This is a genomic window from Shimia isoporae (assembly GCF_004346865.1).
Classification (GTDB): domain Bacteria; phylum Pseudomonadota; class Alphaproteobacteria; order Rhodobacterales; family Rhodobacteraceae; genus Shimia; species Shimia isoporae.
On record NZ_SMGR01000004.1, the window covers coordinates 220,152 to 236,494 of the forward strand.

19 protein-coding genes are annotated in these 16,343 nt (G+C 55.4%); 11 read left to right on the forward strand and 8 right to left on the reverse strand.

The features are described 5' to 3' along the window. The first annotated feature begins 52 nt into the window (after positions 1-52). Both BXY66_RS17940 and BXY66_RS17945 read left to right on the forward strand, forming a co-directional pair. Positions 53-436 carry a phage holin family protein gene (locus BXY66_RS17940; protein ID WP_132861777.1) on the forward strand — a complete coding sequence of 128 codons (384 nt, stop codon included), beginning with the start codon at positions 53-55 and terminating at the stop codon, positions 434-436. 101 nt (positions 437-537) lie between these two features. Further along, the gene (locus BXY66_RS17945; RefSeq protein WP_132861778.1) at positions 538-747 is read left to right on the forward strand and encodes a hypothetical protein; all 210 of its coding nucleotides are present in this window, start codon (positions 538-540) and stop codon (positions 745-747) included. 65 nt (positions 748-812) lie between these two features. Here the strand turns inward: BXY66_RS17945 and BXY66_RS17950 are convergent, their stop codons facing one another. Further along, positions 813-1,646, reverse strand: a complete 834-nt coding sequence (locus BXY66_RS17950) for an LOG family protein (RefSeq protein WP_132861779.1) — start codon at positions 1,644-1,646, stop codon at positions 813-815. Positions 1,647-1,826: 180 nt separating this feature from the next. Here BXY66_RS17950 and dapD point away from each other — a divergent pair, with 180 nt between their 5' ends. After that, positions 1,827-2,654, forward strand: coding sequence for a 2,3,4,5-tetrahydropyridine-2,6-dicarboxylate N-succinyltransferase (gene dapD, locus BXY66_RS17955; RefSeq protein ID WP_132861780.1), 828 nt, complete (start codon positions 1,827-1,829; stop codon positions 2,652-2,654). On the opposite strand, the gene BXY66_RS17960 is transcribed toward dapD, so the two are convergent. Together BXY66_RS17960 and BXY66_RS17965 are read right to left on the reverse strand one after the other, a co-directional pair. Continuing rightward, positions 2,655-3,734, reverse strand: a complete 1,080-nt coding sequence (locus tag BXY66_RS17960) for a transporter substrate-binding domain-containing protein (RefSeq protein ID WP_132861781.1) — start codon at positions 3,732-3,734, stop codon at positions 2,655-2,657. A gap of 144 nt (positions 3,735-3,878) precedes the next feature. Further along, entirely contained in the window at positions 3,879-4,595 is a 717-nt protein-coding gene (locus BXY66_RS17965; protein ID WP_132861782.1) for a Hint domain-containing protein, read from the reverse strand. A gap of 207 nt (positions 4,596-4,802) precedes the next feature. Between BXY66_RS17965 and BXY66_RS17970 the strand changes: the two genes are divergently transcribed. Further along, a complete protein-coding gene (locus tag BXY66_RS17970; protein WP_132861783.1) occupies positions 4,803-5,180 on the forward strand; it encodes a hypothetical protein in 378 nt (125 codons plus the stop codon). Between the two features lie 12 nt (positions 5,181-5,192). Here the strand turns inward: BXY66_RS17970 and BXY66_RS17975 are convergent, their stop codons facing one another. Beyond that, the gene (locus tag BXY66_RS17975) at positions 5,193-6,287 is read right to left on the reverse strand and encodes a Hint domain-containing protein (protein ID WP_132861784.1); all 1,095 of its coding nucleotides are present in this window, start codon (positions 6,285-6,287) and stop codon (positions 5,193-5,195) included. 10 nt (positions 6,288-6,297) lie between these two features. Next, positions 6,298-7,866 carry a choice-of-anchor L domain-containing protein gene (locus BXY66_RS17980; protein WP_243694430.1) on the reverse strand — a complete coding sequence of 523 codons (1,569 nt, stop codon included), beginning with the start codon at positions 7,864-7,866 and terminating at the stop codon, positions 6,298-6,300. Positions 7,867-8,168: 302 nt separating this feature from the next. On the opposite strand from BXY66_RS17980, the gene dapE reads away from it, so the two are divergent. Both dapE and BXY66_RS17990 read left to right on the forward strand, forming a co-directional pair. Further along, the gene (dapE, locus tag BXY66_RS17985) at positions 8,169-9,314 is read left to right on the forward strand and encodes a succinyl-diaminopimelate desuccinylase (protein ID WP_132861785.1); all 1,146 of its coding nucleotides are present in this window, start codon (positions 8,169-8,171) and stop codon (positions 9,312-9,314) included. A gap of 34 nt (positions 9,315-9,348) precedes the next feature. Continuing rightward, the gene (locus BXY66_RS17990; protein ID WP_132861858.1) at positions 9,349-9,909 is read left to right on the forward strand and encodes a TIGR04282 family arsenosugar biosynthesis glycosyltransferase; all 561 of its coding nucleotides are present in this window, start codon (positions 9,349-9,351) and stop codon (positions 9,907-9,909) included. A gap of 7 nt (positions 9,910-9,916) precedes the next feature. On the opposite strand, the gene BXY66_RS17995 is transcribed toward BXY66_RS17990, so the two are convergent. The 3 genes from BXY66_RS17995 to BXY66_RS18005 all read right to left on the reverse strand — a co-directional run bounded on the left by BXY66_RS17995 (position 9,917) and on the right by BXY66_RS18005 (position 12,180). Further along, positions 9,917-10,459, reverse strand: a complete 543-nt coding sequence (locus BXY66_RS17995) for an NADPH-dependent FMN reductase (RefSeq protein WP_132861786.1) — start codon at positions 10,457-10,459, stop codon at positions 9,917-9,919. 92 nt (positions 10,460-10,551) lie between these two features. Then, entirely contained in the window at positions 10,552-11,199 is a 648-nt protein-coding gene (locus BXY66_RS18000; protein WP_132861787.1) for a YiaD family glycine zipper/OmpA-like lipoprotein, read from the reverse strand. Positions 11,200-11,322: 123 nt separating this feature from the next. Beyond that, positions 11,323-12,180 carry a bifunctional helix-turn-helix domain-containing protein/methylated-DNA--[protein]-cysteine S-methyltransferase gene (locus tag BXY66_RS18005; RefSeq protein WP_132861788.1) on the reverse strand — a complete coding sequence of 286 codons (858 nt, stop codon included), beginning with the start codon at positions 12,178-12,180 and terminating at the stop codon, positions 11,323-11,325. 140 nt (positions 12,181-12,320) lie between these two features. Here BXY66_RS18005 and BXY66_RS18010 point away from each other — a divergent pair, with 140 nt between their 5' ends. The 5 genes from BXY66_RS18010 to BXY66_RS18030 all read left to right on the forward strand — a co-directional run bounded on the left by BXY66_RS18010 (position 12,321) and on the right by BXY66_RS18030 (position 16,283). Continuing rightward, positions 12,321-12,866 (forward strand): TetR/AcrR family transcriptional regulator, encoded by a 546-nt coding sequence (locus tag BXY66_RS18010; protein ID WP_132861789.1) that lies wholly within the window; start codon positions 12,321-12,323, stop codon positions 12,864-12,866. Next, complete coding sequence (locus BXY66_RS18015) at positions 12,863-13,711, forward strand: sterol desaturase family protein (RefSeq protein WP_132861790.1); 849 nt, start codon at positions 12,863-12,865, stop codon at positions 13,709-13,711. Before BXY66_RS18010 ends, BXY66_RS18015 begins: the two co-directional genes overlap by 4 nt. A gap of 100 nt (positions 13,712-13,811) precedes the next feature. Then, positions 13,812-14,588 carry an ion transporter gene (locus BXY66_RS18020; RefSeq protein WP_132861791.1) on the forward strand — a complete coding sequence of 259 codons (777 nt, stop codon included), beginning with the start codon at positions 13,812-13,814 and terminating at the stop codon, positions 14,586-14,588. Between the two features lie 67 nt (positions 14,589-14,655). Continuing rightward, complete coding sequence (gene nth / locus BXY66_RS18025) at positions 14,656-15,300, forward strand: endonuclease III (protein ID WP_132861792.1); 645 nt, start codon at positions 14,656-14,658, stop codon at positions 15,298-15,300. Beyond that, positions 15,297-16,283 (forward strand): adenosine kinase, encoded by a 987-nt coding sequence (locus BXY66_RS18030; RefSeq protein WP_132861793.1) that lies wholly within the window; start codon positions 15,297-15,299, stop codon positions 16,281-16,283. Before nth ends, BXY66_RS18030 begins: the two co-directional genes overlap by 4 nt. Positions 16,284-16,343 lie beyond the last annotated feature (60 nt).

Sequence of the window (16,343 nt, forward strand, 5' to 3'; positions counted from 1 at the left end):
GGCAAAAAATCTGGTTAGTCTGAACACATATTTCTTAGGGAAAGGTGCGTTCATGCCCAAATTCGTTCTTTCTGCCGCAGCGCATCTGATCGCCAATGCGGTTGGTTTGATGCTTGCCAATATCCTTTTGTCGGGTTTCTCGATCAGTGTCCTTGGTATCGTGATCGTGACCGTCGTTTTCACGGTCGTGTCGATGGTGCTCTTGCCGATCCTGCGCAAAGTTTCCGAGAAGAAAGCGCCTCAGCTGCTTGGTGGCCTTTCTTTGATAGTAATCTTCTTCGGTTTGTGGATCACGGAATTGCTTGTCAGCAGTTTCACCATGGGTGGCTTCGTAAACCACATTGCAGCGACCATCATTGTCTGGATTGGCGCCTTGATCGCGGCTGTTTTGGTGCCGAAGTATCTGATCACCGGCTTGAATGTACCGAAAAAGTAAACAATCGACTGCCGTGTCTAAAACTTTCCTCATTTGAGAGCCAATTGCGCCTCGATCAACAGTCAGTTTCTTTTTTGTCAACAAACAGGAGGGATTGACACATGGCACATGCAGACATCGGTGGCGCAATGATCGACGCGCCTGTTCTGGACATTCTGGCACGCGAAAAGTCCAACTCGCTGAGCAATCGCGAATGGAAATTCCGCCTCAAGGGCTACGGCTATGCCATCAAAGACGTGGCAGGCGCACAAGTTGTGACCAAACTGCCTCAGGGCATTGAACTTGGTGTGCTTCCGGCGAACTTCCACTAAGACGACGTTCGCACCGACAAAAAGGGTGCGCCCCGGGTAAGATTTCGGGACGCCTGATATGTTTCTCAGCGACCGGGCAACTCGCCCCGTCGGGAATAGTCTTCCCAATTGTTGAGAATACTGACCGCCTCTTCGGCGGTTTCGACAAACTGGAACAGGTCGAGATCATCGGCCGAGATTGTGCCCGCATCCGCGAGCGCCTCCCAGTTTACGATCTTTTCCCAGAATTCGCGGCCAAACAGCAGGAACGGAACCCGATGCATTCGGCCAGTCTGGATCAGGGTAAGTGATTCAAACAGCTCGTCCAGCGTGCCAAAACCACCGGGGAAAATGCAGATAGCACTGGCACGCATCAGGAAATGCATTTTGCGGATCGCAAAGTAGTGAAAATTGAAACACAGGTCGGGCGTTACGTATTCGTTGGGAGCTTGTTCGTGTGGAAGCACAATGTTCAGTCCAATAGACCGGCCGCCTGCGTCCACCGCACCACGGTTACCAGCTTCCATTACGCCGGGACCACCGCCCGTGACGACGACGTTGTTCCGGCCATCGGATTGTTCCGTGATGATGCGGGCAAAGGTTCGCGCCTCGTCATAAAACCTCGAGAGATCTGCGAGAGTCTGAGTGCGCGCTGTGTTCTTTTTGGCTGGTTCGGGAATGCGGGCGCCGCCAAAAAGTACGACCGTGCTTTCGACACCGTGTTCGTCCAGCGCCATCTCCGGTTTCAAAAGCTCAAGCTGTAGACGCGCTGGGCGCAATTCCGGACGGCATAGAAAGTCTTCATCCGCGAAGGCCAGTCTGTAGCTTGGCGCGCGGGTTTGTGGGGTATCGGGCACCTGCTTGGCGGTCACGCGATCTGTGCGGGCATAAGACAGCGGGTGTGAGCGATTTTCAGTCATAACAAGGGTCCTTGGTCACGCGGTTTGCCCATGGCTATCCGGTTCCGCTACGTCTGACCAGCGCGGCCTTGGCCGTGCCCGAACAAGATTGCGTCGCTTTGCAAGGTGACGTGGCCGTTTGAAGCGGTTAAGAAACGCCAAATCCATCTGGAAATTCCTGCAAACGGAGACGCAAAGACAATGTCCAACGCCCAACTGGAACAAGCCATCGAAGCCGCCTGGGATGCGCGCGATACCATTACGCCTGCAACGACCGGTGAAACCCGCGAAGCCATCGAAGATACGCTGAACGCTTTGGACAGCGGAAGCCTTCGAGTCGCCGAAAGGATGGAAAACGGCAACTGGCATGTGAACCAATGGGCCAAGAAAGCGGTTTTGCTTGGGTTCCGCATCAAGGACATGGAAATCCAGTCTGGTGGTCCGCAAGGCAGCGGCTGGTGGGACAAGGTCGACAGCAAGTTCGCCGGTTGGGGTGAAAACCAGTGGAAAGCAGCAGGGTTCCGCGCGGTGCCAAACTGTGTCGTTCGCAAGTCGGCTTACATTGCACCCGGTGTGGTTCTTATGCCGTCTTTCGTAAACCTCGGTGCATTTGTTGATGAAGGCACCATGGTAGACACTTGGGCTACTGTCGGCTCCTGTGCGCAAATCGGCAAAAATGTGCACCTTTCCGGTGGTGTCGGTATTGGTGGGGTTTTGGAGCCAATGCAGGCCGGGCCGACGATTATCGAGGATAACTGCTTTATCGGAGCGCGTTCCGAAGTCGTCGAAGGCTGTATTGTGCGCGAAGGTTCGGTTCTTGGGATGGGCGTTTACATTGGCCAGTCTACCAAGATTGTTGATCGGGAAACCGGCGAAGTGATGTACGGCGAAGTGCCGCCCTATTCCGTGGTTGTTTCCGGATCCATGCCATCCAAAAACGGCGTGAGTCTTTACTGTGCGGTGATCGTGAAACGCGTCGATGAAAAGACGCGTTCGAAGACCGGTATCAACGAACTGCTGCGTGACTGATCAGTTGCGGAAGTTGGCGCCGAACCAGCGTTCAATCAGAGCGTCATAGGTTCCATCTTCGCGTAGTTTGAGCAGAGATTGATCAATCTCTTCCCGCATCGCGCTGTCGGAAGGCAGTGCGATGCCATAGTTTTCAGGGCGGTAGACACGCTCAATGACCCGCGCCTTGGACTTCGGGTTAGAGCTAACGTGGTAGGCGAGGATCGGACCGTCAAAAACCACTGAGTCAATGGTTCCAGCATCGAAATCCGCCAGCATTTCCTGTGGAGAAATGTATCCGGTAAATCGGATCTCGCGCTGGTTCAGGAAGTCCGCACTTGTGGATCCAATAACTGTTCCGACATCGCGACCATCCAGATCGTTGATACTGTCGACGCTCTCCTGCAACGCTTCAACTGTCACCGCGGCGGTGATTGTTGCAACGAAGACAGACACGACAAAGAGGCTTGCAACGACCAGAATGACCGCAAAAAAGCGGCCCGGCCGCGATTGCGGCATACGTTCTTCAAAACCGCCGTTCACAACAAGGTTCAGCGCCCACCAGAAAGATGGGAAAAGCGCGTCTTTGGCCGGACGGTCAAAGTAAGGTTGATGGCGGCGCTCGAAGATCCACATCAGCATGCCTCCCCCGAAAAGAAGCCCTAAAGCGATCAAAATTGCGGTGCCGATTTCGCGGGTTAGAAGGCCGCCTACGCGACCCAAGGCGCTGACCTCCGCAGGCATCAGGATTTGGATGCCACTCGCAAAGATGGGTTGGCTGAAATCCATTTCGACTTCGCGGGCTGCGGTGATCGAAATGTTGGCTATGGCACCGTCGACTGCTTCGGACTTAACCGCGTCAAGCATAGCGCTGAAGCTTTCCGCTGGAGCAAAGGATACGCTCCGCCCCAGATCGTCGGCAATGGCGCGCATAAGGTCTACGCTGAACCCCTCGGGTGAACCGTTTTCAGTTTCCAGAATTGCAAAGGGAGGGCGATCAACTGTTGCGAAGACCATCGCGTCGTTTGATTGCGCCAACACGGCAGATGCGAAATTGAGAAGGGTCACGGTCGTCAGTGCGACGGCGGCAAGGAGTTTCATGGCGAAAGTCTATCCTGATTTCGCGTTTCCTTAGCCTGTGCAGAAAAAAGCGGTCAACTAGTGCCTTTGGGTGACCCAAGGGAAATCAGTGGCTTTGGTCTCAATTATCGATCATTCGGGGTGTTTTGCAGCTCTTGGTTGCATCTAGGCTGCATGCAGCAGTGCTCTGGCTTCTTGTTCTCGTAGGGACACGCGTGCCACAGGACCATATCCATAGCCCATAAACCGATCGGTGTTGGGCATGTGCGAAAGGATTTCCTGCCGCGTATCGGCGTCGAACATGTCTAGTGTCTCGTGGCTGGGGTGGTAGCTTTCGCAGTCCAAGCCATTGGCACGGACAATTTCGTGCCGGTCGAAAAGCAGATGGACATACGTTACTGGCAGGCCGTCATCGCGGAGTTTGACGGAAGTGCCATTCACAAGATCTCCTGCACGGATCAGCACTTCGCGTTCCCCGAAAAGGGTGGTGGCTGCATCAGATTGCAGCAAAACCCGGTGATTTCTGGAAAATGAAATGGCATCGTGGTTGCCCAGCACACCTGCAGCGATTTCAACAGGAGCATCTTTGCCGGTGGCGAGGCGTCCGGATCGCCCGATCCATTGAAGTTCCTGATACCCGTTGTCCCGTGTCAGAACTCGATCGCCTGGCGAAAGGGTTTCAATAGCGACCATTCCCTTCTGAGTGACGATCTGTGTACCGGCGACAAAACAAGGTACGGATGTCTTGGAACAAGTCCCGACTTCTGGACGTCGCAGTGACGGAACCATAGTGGTCCGAACACTTTCGCCAAACGCCACGGGCAGTTCGCTTCCGGCACGGAATGCGGTGGCCTGTGTGGAATGGCCCAGCGAGTCGGTCATGAGTGCCCCCCGGCATAGTGTATTCGGCTGGTGTGGGCGGATTACCCGCACACCTGTCCCGATTGAAAAGATTGTTCAAAAGTGACGGTCAGGGGTTACCAAGTGGTGAGCAGGGCTCAACAAGTTGCCTAAACTTTTAGGTGTTGAAGGACCCTTTATGTCTCGCCGGTTGACCGAGGCGGTCCATGCGCGTTATGGCCTGCCGCCATGAGCAACTCAAAGTCCGCCCCAAAGAAGAAATCGCGTCAGCAGGTTTTTACCTTGTTGGTCCAAGTTGGTCGTAAGGAAGACGATGGTCTTCCGGATGGGGCGACCGGTGGTGCCCTTATGATTTATGCAAGCGGCGTTGACGAAGCTGAGGCTGTTCGTGAAACCGTAGCGATCCTGAAGCAGGCAGATTTGAACCCGCTCGACGTGACGGGATACGGCACAATTGAGGAGCGTGAAGCTCAGGGTCATGAAATCGATCAGGCCGAACGCGATCTTATGCAGCGAGCGCTTGACGAGAACTCTGTAGTCGTTGCCCAGATGACGCCGTTTTATCATGGCGAAGAAAGCGACGGGGCGGATCAGCCGCAGCACTGACTTTGTTTTTGGTCAGGCCGCACGCTGCGCAGCCAACGTCAAAGCCTCAAATTCTCTCAACACCGGGTAGGCCGTTCGCGAATGTTCGGGTAGGTCAACACGGGCGAACTGGCCGAGAAGGCTGGCGCGGAGGACATCCTTGCGACGTCGAATTCGTCCCAAATCGAGACTTTCCAAATAGGTGCCGGCAACAAGAAGCGCATCGTGATCTGGCAAAATCAGTTGGCAATAAGTGACCAGCGGTTCGCTCTTGATTGGTTTGGCTGCGGTGCCGTGAAGCAAATGTCCTGCAGGCACAAGCACGTATTCAGATCCGAAAGTGTATTCCACTCGCGAACCGCCAATCACCAGCCGCTGTGTGGGCCCTACTACTATCGGTTCTTGTAGCCCGAAGAATGGCGCGCGAAGGCGGATTGGCGTGAATTGGCCGGCGGCAGGGACAGATCGTTTGATGGTGTTGAGAACCGGCACAATGTCGCCCTGAGTCGTCTGCACCAAATCGCCTCGTTTCAGCGATCCTGCAGGCACGTAGCCCTCCGCCGTCATAACCGGTGTATCGTTGGTCATTGTGGGCATCGGACCTACGGGTTCGACCCGGTCGCTCAGAGCAGCGTAGATCACGTCTGGCGAAAGCACGCGGGACAATTCATCGTGAACAAACTCGCACATATCCTCCGGCGACAACGCTACTGGATTGATCAAGTCTTTGACGGCTATCCGGAAGGTGCCGGGGCGTTCAACGCACAAACGTCCGCGGAATTGGTCCAGGTCCCAACTGTAGGTGATGCGAATGACGTCAGCGCGGCCTCCGGTGTCCAGATTGACCGCGGTATGAAAGGTCTCGCTTCCGCGGTTCAGAACCAAAACGACTCCGCCGCCGGGAACTGCCTGCAAGGACAAGCGCACACCACTGCGTGTCTGAGGCGCATATCCCAGAAGCATTTGCGGTTTGTCATATGGCGAAACACGAGTTTCCACCACAAGGCTACCTGTTGTCATCGGCGCGCGCAGGTCTACGAGGTCTCTACCCGGTTTCTGTCCGTAGCGCGCCAGCCCGTCCAACCGAAACAGGGTCCGTGTCTTGTCGATCAAAGCCAGCCAACTCATGCCTGTCCCCTCAACTCGCCAATGCCCAGTTGGCCATTGCGGTCACTTCGAATGTTTTCAATCCCGGTCGTGCCATTTGGCCATAGCCGGTGCCGCCTTTGTTCTTCAGCTCGGGAAAAAGCGCGCAAAGTTCTTTGACAATTTCAGGATCGAAACTTGCGGAGGTCTGTGGTCCGGGCAGATAGCTTTCCGTGGCCAGTTTTTCCGAAAAGACGATCTGGTGGTCGTCAAAAAGCAAGTGATGGTATTCCACTGTACCACCTTCGAGTTGGCGGATCGTTTTGCCGTTCACGAGGTCTCGGGCTTTGATCAGCACTTCTTCTTCGCCGAACAGTAACTCGGACCATGCGCCGCTGATGAGGACGCGGTGTAGTGGTGACAGAGTCAGGGCCCGGTGATCGCCAAAAGTGCCTTCGTCAATCAGGATCGGAGCGAACTTGCCTCGGGCATCAACCGTGCGCGACCCGTGCCAGCGCACAGGCTGAGGGCCATTGTCCATCGTTTCGACGAGGTCATCTACGGCGATATGTTCGACTGGCACTTCGCCAAATGGCGTCAGGATGAAGGTTCCTGCTGCAAAACAGGGTGCCTGGTTGATCGTGATAAAGCCGGTGTCGGTCGTGCCAGTCGAGCTTTCGACCTGATAGGTGAGGTTGACGGTTTCTTCATCGCTGTCGCCTTCGACGGTCACGGTGCCGTCGGAGTTCAGTGTGATGATCTGGCCGCTGCCAAGCGTGATCGGAACCCCAACCACAGCTGTCTGTCCGGCGATGTGGGTTATTGTGAGGGTGCCGCCGGTGGTATTGGTGTCGTTTGCCAGTAGGTTGACGGTTTTGGTTCCGTCAGGAGCAACGTTCACCGTATCGGTGTTGGCGATCAGGCTGGTTTGCAAAGAGTCCGCTGCAATCAGCAGGCTACTGTCGTAGCTGCTGTCAGACACGTCGGCGATTATGATTTGCAGGGTGTTTATGTCGTTGGCGTTGACCGGAATGGTCAACGTCATGGTCATGGTGAAGCCGTCCATTTCGGTGTTGTAGGCATCACCGGTGTTGTCGATGAACAGGCTTTCGTTTTCGCCGCCGTTAATGTTTCCGGGGTCAACATCTCCGTTGCCGATTTCCATCGGCACAAAGACCCCATTGATCGAAACTGCCACAAAATCCTGATAGATCGAGTTCACGTATTCCGGGTATTCTTCGGATGCGAACACGAACTGCATGGTGAGCGTATCACCTGTCGGAATGAACTCCACCTCGAGCATCGCAGCGTCATAGGTATTCGCACCGGCAAGCGCGTTCAGGGTCGGGTCGTTGTCGACTCCGTTCATGTTTGAGGACTGGTTGGTGTCCTGGTTGTATTCCCCGTTACGGTTGGTGAAATTGCGCGCGTTGCCGGTCGATAGAATTACGCCGCTGTCTCCCGGCGTGACACCGGGCGAGATCGTATCGCCATTGGTATAAACGCCGGACGCATTATTGTCGCCGGTGTAAGTGGCGCTTTCGATACTTACACCTTCGCCAAAGATGGTTTGTGCCATCTCTTCCGCGGTCGCGCCGCGGTCAACTGGTAGTCTAGGCATACCGCTCTGCCCTTGATCTCTGCCTCGTCGAGGACAGGACCAAACAGCGCGCGCATCACTTTGCGTGATACGACTCCAATACATCGCGCACCGTTTTCGGCGTCTTAGATGCGGGCCCTTGGGGCGGGAACTGCTGGTGACCTGCCTCGGTCATTTGTTATTGCGACCAATAAACATCAAATTTTTCGGTCTGTTAAGGGGTTTATCGGGTTGCGGTAAGTCTTGCTGATGCTTTTGTGGCTTTCAGGCCCACTCTGCCTGTGCGAAACCCTGTTTAGCCAATTTTTCGACAAGAGGATGCTATGTCCGAAACCGATGCCGCCCAACTCACCGCCGATTTGATCCGTTGCCCATCGGTGACACCGACCGAAGGTGGTGCACTGGTCCTTCTGGAGAACTTGTTGTCTGACGCTGGATTTGAATGCACGCGTGTCGATCGCGGGGAAGTTTCCAACCTTTTTGCCCGCTGGGGTACCAAGGGCCACGACAGGACTTTCGGCTTCAACGGCCACACCGATGTGGTGCCTGTTGGTGACGAAGCAGCATGGTCGGCTGACCCGTTTGGCGCCGAAGTGCGGGACGGGATCATGTTTGGACGAGGTGCAACGGATATGAAGTCTGGTGTCGCGGCCTTTGCGGCAGCTGCCGTTGACTTTGTGACCAACACCCCTCCGGACGGCGCCATCGTTCTGACCATTACTGGTGACGAAGAGGGCGATGCGATCGACGGTACTACCGCTTTGCTGGACTACCTGGATTCCGAAGGCGAGAAGATGTCCGTTTGTCTGGTCGGTGAACCGACTTGCCCGAACGAGATGGGTGAAATGATGAAGATCGGCCGTCGTGGTTCGCTTACGGCCTATTTCAAATTTTCGGGGAAACAGGGGCATTCGGCCTATCCACATCGCGCCAACAACCCATTGCCGGCTATGGCACGTTTGATGGATGTAATGTCATCCCACACATTGGACGAAGGTACCGAGCACTTTGATGCCTCCACGCTTGCTGTTGTGACAATGGACACGGGCAATCCAGCGACAAATGTGATTCCGGCTGAGTGCAAAGCCACCCTGAACATCCGGTACAACGACACGCATTCAGGTGCTTCATTGACTGCATGGATGCAGGGATTGGTCGACGCAGTCGCGGCGGACACAGGTATCACGATTGATATGGACGTGAAGATCTCTGGAGAGAGCTTCATAACACCGCCCGGCCCGTTGTCCGAGTTGGTTGCCGCCGCTGTCTATGCAGAAACAGGTCGAACTCCTGAGCTGTCAACATCTGGCGGAACATCCGACGCGCGCTTCGTTCAGCATCATTGTCCTGTGGTTGAATTCGGGCTTGTGGGCAAAACAATGCACCAGGTTGATGAAAACGTTCCTGTGGCGCAGATTCACCAGCTCAAAGGCATCTACACACGGATTTTGCGTGACTATTTCGCCTGAACTTGATCCGCGCTGGCGACGTCGGCTCGTCGTAATGGTCAAGGAACCGCATCCGGGGCGGGTCAAGACCCGCCTTGGGCGCGACATCGGTTTGACAGCAGCCGCGTGGTGGTTCCGACACCAATCTGCGAGCCTTATTCGGCGACTTCGAGATCCGAGATGGGAATTAACACTGGCGGTATCGCCGGATGTCGAGGGACTAGAGTCCCGCGTTTGGCCGCAGGATGTGCCACGTGTGCCGCAAGGAACCGGCAACCTGGGGGATCGCATGGGCCGTATTTTGCGCCACATGCCCGTTGGGCCGGTGTGTATTATCGGCGCTGATATTCCCGGCATCACGCGAGGGCACATCGCCGCCGCATTTCAGAGTCTTGGTGACAACGAGGCGACGTTTGGCCCCGCGCCTGATGGTGGTTATTGGCTCGTTGGCCTGAAGCGCGTGAACCCACCTCCGCCCTCGTTGTTCGCGGGGGTTCGATGGTCCACCAAGCATGCGCTTTCGGATTCGCGTGCAACCTTGAAGGGATATCGAGTGGCGACTCTGGCTGCGCTGGCTGATGTAGACACCGCGACGGACTTGCCGCCGCGAGGCTAGGACAAAATCACTCGGCGGAAACGTCTGCTTTCAATGCGTCCATCAGGTTGGAAACTGAAGACGCATAGCGTTCGCTAACAAAGTGCCCGTTTTCGTCAAAAGCGTTCCCACTGTCGGCAATACCGACTTCCGGAGCCAGCGCGATGCGGGGCCGGAATGCTACAAGACAGGTGCGCAGCATGGTTTGTGCGCGGACACCACCAGCGCGGCCTGCCGCGGCACTCATGAGCGCAACCGGCTTTCCGACCATCGGTTTTTCGGAGTGCCTGCTGATCCAATCCAGAGCGTTTTTCAAAACACCAGTTATCGCGCCGTTATACTCCGGGGTGGAAATAAGAACCGCATCTGCGGCAGCGATTTGCGACACTAGTGTGTCTACAGCGGGTGGAATTCCGTCTTCATCCTCAAAATCACCGTCATACAGCGGCAGGTTCAGGTCGGCTTCAACAAAGCGATCAGCGCCGTAAAGCCGCGCAGCCTCACGCAGGAGGGCAGAGTTTGTGGAGCCAGCGCGCAGAGCGCCGGAGATGCCAAGTAGAGTATGGGGCATGAGTTGTCCTGTTCGTCGCTTTGTCAGTGATAGGTAATGAAAAAGGCGCCGCTGACAAGCGACGCCTTCCTAAATTTCCGATCCGGAGCGGGTTATGCCGCATTTGGCAGGATCACGATCTCCACGCGCCGGTTCTGATGTCGGCCAGCTTCGTCGAGGTTCGACGCAATTGGCTGGTCCTCGCCGCGGCCAATGGATTCGATGCGACCAAAAGGCACGCCGCCGGTCATCAACACATCCGCGACCGCATTGGCGCGGCGTTGCGAGAGGCCTTGGTTGTGCGCGGCAGTTCCGGTGTTGTCGGTGTGGCCAAGGACCTGCACGGTGGTGTCCGGGTAATCGTTCAGGCTGCTTGCAACCTTATAGAGGTCGTCCTCAAGGCTGGCGCTTACCGTGGCGCTGTCAACGTCAAACAGGATGTCCTGTGGCATCGTCAGGATCAGGCGGTCGCCGGTGTTTTCGATACGAACGTCGCTGTCGAGTTGTTTGCGCAGTTCGGCTTCCTGCTTGGCCAAACTGTTGCCGATCAATGCACCAGCGCCTGCGCCAACTGCTGCGCCGATCAGCGGGTCGTTTTTAGTGGCGGCAGAAAGGCCGGCTCCGAGGATGCCACCGATGATGGCACCACTTGCGGCCTTGTTGGTGGTGTTTCCGTCGCCGGAGGTGACGTACGCCGGATCTGTACATGCGGTCAGGGCCACAAGTGAAACGGAACACAGAGTCAGAGTGATTTTCTTCATGTCGATGCCTCAAAAATTGAGCCGGTATGCTCCGGCTTTGTCATATTTATAAGGCAACGTGCGCGTGGCCCCAAGCGTTCCGAGCATCAGATCGGCGAAAAAGTGCCGAATTTTTCTGTCAATTCACGCACCCGCGCGCGCAGATTCATAGGCAAGCAGCGCGCGTTTAACAGGGAGTCCCCAATGGTAGCCACCTAGACCTCCTGATTTGCGCATTGCGCGGTGGCAGGGGATCAACCAGCTTACTGGATTTCGACCAACGGCTGTTCCAACTGCGCGTACGGCGCGGGGATTGCCAATTGCGCGGGCGATTTCGGAATAGGTCGTGACTTCGCCAGAAGGAATACGCATTAGCGCCTCCCAGACCTTGATCTGCAAGCTGGTGCCGATCATGTAAACCGGCACCTTATCAAGGTCACCGGACTCTGCCTGAAATGCAGCCAAGACCCACGGGCGCAGAAACATCGGGTCTTCGACAAAATTTGCCCTCGGCCAACGCGAGGCCAAATCTTCCATGGTCGCCTCTTCTCCGAGTTCTGAAGCAAAGCCGATGGCGCAAAGACCTTTGTCCGTTCCCATCACCAGTGCGAGACCAAAGGGGCTGTCAAACCATCCCCAGAAGATCGTCAACCCGTCTCCCTGCCGGGCGTATTCTCCGGGGCTCATAGACTCCCACCGCAAGAACAGGTCATGAAGCCGGCCCGATCCGGAAAGACCCACGGATCCGGCAGTTTCGAGCGTGGTGAAGTGTTCTCGAAGAAGCGCTTTGGCATGCCCGAGCGTGAGATACTGTTGGAATTTCTTCGGACTTACACCGCTCCATTTTGTGAAAAGCCGCTGGAAGTGCGCTGGACTCATGCCCATTTGAGCCGCCAGATCGTCCAGCGACAATACTTCGCCGCCTTTGGCGCTGTGCGCATCTATCAGTTCGATTGCGCGGCGCATGACGTTGTAGTGATAGCCTTCGCTCATGTCGTTCATGGCACGTCTCCTTTGGTAGCAAACTACGCCGAGGCCTTGCGTCTATCGACCCGAAACGTGCGGAATTTTCAGAATATACATTGAAGTCTCAAATGAGACACCTATGTCTCATTCGGTGAGAAACCTGATTGGAGGGTTTGATGATTGAAAAGACGATAGAGGCCATTCTAGAGGCCGCGTTTTCTGTTTTTGAGGAAACGCCCACAGCAACTTTGGCAGATGTTGCCGCGAGAGCTGGTGTGGGTCGAGCAACTCTGCACCGTCATTTCAGCGGTCGCGAGGAGCTGATGTCGGCCTTGGCTGTTCAGGCAATGCGCGATCTGGACAAGGTTTTTGAGGAGGCCACGACAGAAGCGGAATCCTATACGGATGCCTTGCGCCTTGGGTTGGCAGCGATGATCCCGCTGGCCAGCCGGGCGCACTTTCTGGAAGACTGGACGTCGGCTGAAACCCCGGAACTGATCGCCGAGGCTGACCGGCAGAAAGCTGAAATGATCCATGCGATTGATCAAGCCAAATCCGAAGGAGGGTTTGCGCCCGAAGTTCCCAGCGCATGGATCGCTGAAAGTTTTGACGCTCTTCTTTACGCTGCCTGGGAGATGGTCAAAGCAGATGAAGCGACAGCAAAACAGGCCGCCGATTTGGCGTGGCGCACACTGACAAACGGAGTAGGAGGCACAAAATGAATCCGGAAGCATTCATCGGACTTGCAGAAGAAATCGATGGCGTTTTCTTTCTGATTGGTGCCGCCATTCTACTGATCGAAATCGCAGAAGCTTGGTTCAAAGGTTCTCTCAAGGGCAAAACACTTCTTGAGATGATCGCTAGTGCGAGCACACAAATTCCCTACCTCTTGCTTGAAGTGACGCTGATGACCGCAGCTTACGCAGCGCTTTATGTGGTTAGCTTCGAACTTGTGCCCTGGTCGATTCCCACGGCCTGGCCTTGGTTGCTGGTAGCGCTGTTGGTGGCGGATTTCACTTATTACTGGGAACATAGGATCGCCCATCAGGTGCGGCTCCTTTGGACCCAGCATGCAGTGCATCACTCAAGTCGCGACTACAATATCGTGACGGCAGTCCGGTTCGGGCCTCTGGAAAGCGTTTGGTCGCTCATCATGCATGTACCGATGGTGCTGGTCGGTTTCAGTCCGGATGTGGTGCTTGGCTCGATTATTGTGGTGCTTGCCTATCAGACTTGGCTCCACACCGAACTGATCGGCAAATTGGGTCCAGTGGAGTGGATTCTGAATACGCCAAGCCATCATCGTGTTCATCACGGATGTGACGCAAAGTACTTGGACAAGAACTATGCTGGCATCCTCATCATCTGGGACCGCATGTTCGGCAGTTTTCAGGTTGAGGAAGAGCGCCCGCGCTATGGATTGACCACAGATTTCGATAGTCAAAATCCGGTCAAGGTCTGGTTCAGTGAAATACCGGGTCTGGTGCGTGACATTCGGAACGCCAAAGATGGCAAAGAACTGCGGGGGCGTTTGTTTGGCCCTCCCGGGTGGAAGCCGGACGCCTGAGTATTCACAAAATCCTCAGGGGGCGCGTCTTGCGAACAGGCGCGCCCTTTTTATATGAAAGCGCACGGAACAGTGCATGTCGCAGCAACAGGAAAAATTCATGAGCCTACGGGACAAACTAGGGGCGTTCATTGATCGCCCTGCATTTCGCAATGCCATCCTTGGCGTGATCCTGTTCAACGCGATTATTCTGGGACTGGAAACTTCGAAGCCTCTGATGGCTTCCATAGGACCAGTTCTGATTTTTCTCGACACACTGTGTCTCGCAATTTTTGTACTCGAAATCTTAGCCAAGCTTTTTGTGCAGCGCGCGAGGTTTTTCCGTGACGGCTGGAACCTGTTCGATTTTGTGATCGTTGGCATCGCTCTGGTGCCGGCAGCTCAGGGGCTTGCAGTATTGCGTGCGCTGAGAATTCTTCGCCTATTGCGGGTGGTTTCAGTTGCACCCTCTTTGCGACGTGTGATCGAAGGTCTTTTGAACGCGTTGCCCGGCATGGGGTCCGTGTTTCTGTTGATGGCCCTCGTTTTCTACATCGGTGCTGTCATGGCCACGAAGCTGTTTGGAACAGCGTTCCCCGACTGGTTTGGTACGCTGGGCAAGTCCGGCTATTCGCTCTTCCAGATCATGACGTTGGAAAGCTGGTCAATGGGTATCGTGCGCCCGGTCATGGAAGTCTTCCCGTTTGCCTGGATGTTCTTTGTGCCGTTTATCTTGCTGACGACATTCGTCGTTCTGAATCTTGTTGTCGGTCTTGTCGTTAACTCGATGCAAGATGCCCACCATGTCGAAGCGGAAGAAGAGACCGGCAATTATCGTGACGAGGTACTTACGCGCCTCGATAAGATTGAGGGAATGCTCAAAGACCAGAGCAAATAACGGTCCTCGCCTTTGGTCATGGGAACCATTGGTTGCGTGAAGGGGCTGCGCGTGGTTAGAACCTGCCATGGCAAAGCAACTTGATTACCACACGATCCGGGAAATTTTCACCCGGTTTGAGGCAGCAGAAGCCGAACCAAAGGGCGAACTGGACCATGTCAACGTTTACACGTTGGTGGTGGCCGTTGCCTTGTCGGCACAAGCGACGGATGCGGGCGTAAACCGAGCCACCAAAGACCTTTTCAAGGTTGCCGACACGCCGCAGAAGATGCTGGACCTTGGCGAAGAGCAGTTGATCGAGCACATCAAAACGATTGGGCTGTTCAGAAACAAAGCCAAAAACGTGATGAAGCTTTCGAAAATCCTAGTGGACCAATACGGCGGTGAGGTTCCGAACTCCCGTGCGGCCCTCGAAAGTTTACCTGGAGTAGGCCGCAAAACAGCCAACGTTGTATTGAATATGTGGTGGCGCTATCCAGCGCAGGCCGTCGACACCCATATCTATCGGTTTGGAAACCGCTCGGGTGTTTGCCCTGGCAAGGATGTTGTCGCTGTAGAACGCGCGATTGAAGACAACATTCCGGTAGACTTCCAGTTGCACGCGCATCATTGGATGATTTTGCACGGCCGCTATGTATGTAAGGCGCGCAAGCCGATGTGCGGTAACTGCCTAATTCGCGATCTCTGTCAGTTCGAGGACAAGAACCTATGAAACAATATCAGGTTGTCGGTATCGGCAACGCAATCGTCGACGTAATCAGCCAATCTGATGACAGCTTTCTGGATCTGATGGGGATTCAGAAAGGCATCATGCAGCTTGTCGAAAAAGAACGCGGCGAAATGCTCTACGGTGCCATGACCAACCGCACGCAGGCGCCGGGTGGCTCCGTGGCAAACACATTGGCGGGTCTTGGGGCGCTCGGATTGACCACGGCTTTTATCGGTCGGGTACATGATGATGCTCTCGGCCAGTTTTACGCAAATGAAATGCAGGCGGACGGCACGGATTTCGTGAACCCTCCGGTGGCAGGAGGCGATCTCCCGACGTCGCGTTCCATGATTTTCGTCAGCCCGGACGGAGAGCGTTCCATGAACACCTATCTCGGGATTTCCTCCGAGGTTGGGCCTGACGATGTTTCGGACGACGTTGCCGGACAGGCACAACTGCTGTTCCTTGAAGGGTATCTCTATGACAAGCCCAAGGGCAAAGAGGCCTTTGAGCGCGCCGCCAAACTGTGCCGAGATGGGGGTGGTAAGGCCGGCATCGCGCTTTCGGACCCTTTCTGTGTAGAGCGGCACCGAGACGACTTCCGCCGATTGGTCAAGGAACTCGACTTTGTGATCGGCAACGAACATGAGTGGTCTTCACTCTATCAGACTGACCTCAGCTCTGCCCTTGAGCAAGCTGCGCAGGACGCTGGAATGGTGGTTTGCACGCGATCGGGCAAGGACGTCGTATTGCTTTCCGGTGATGAAGAGGCAACCGTTGCCGTGAACGAAATTGTTCCGGTAGATGCGACGGGCGCGGGCGATCAGTTCGCTTGCGGGTTCCTTTATGGCGTTGCGACTGGCCAAAGCTTGGAAGTTTCTGGCCGGATGGGCTGCATTGCTGCTGCAGAGGTGATCAGCCACTACGGCGCGCGCCCCGAGATCGACGTCAAAGAACTTTTCCGCAAGGAAGGTCTATTGGGCTGACCGGAAATCCGGCACCCCCACCTTAAGGGGGTGCCGATTTTCTTCTGGGGCTGACGGATC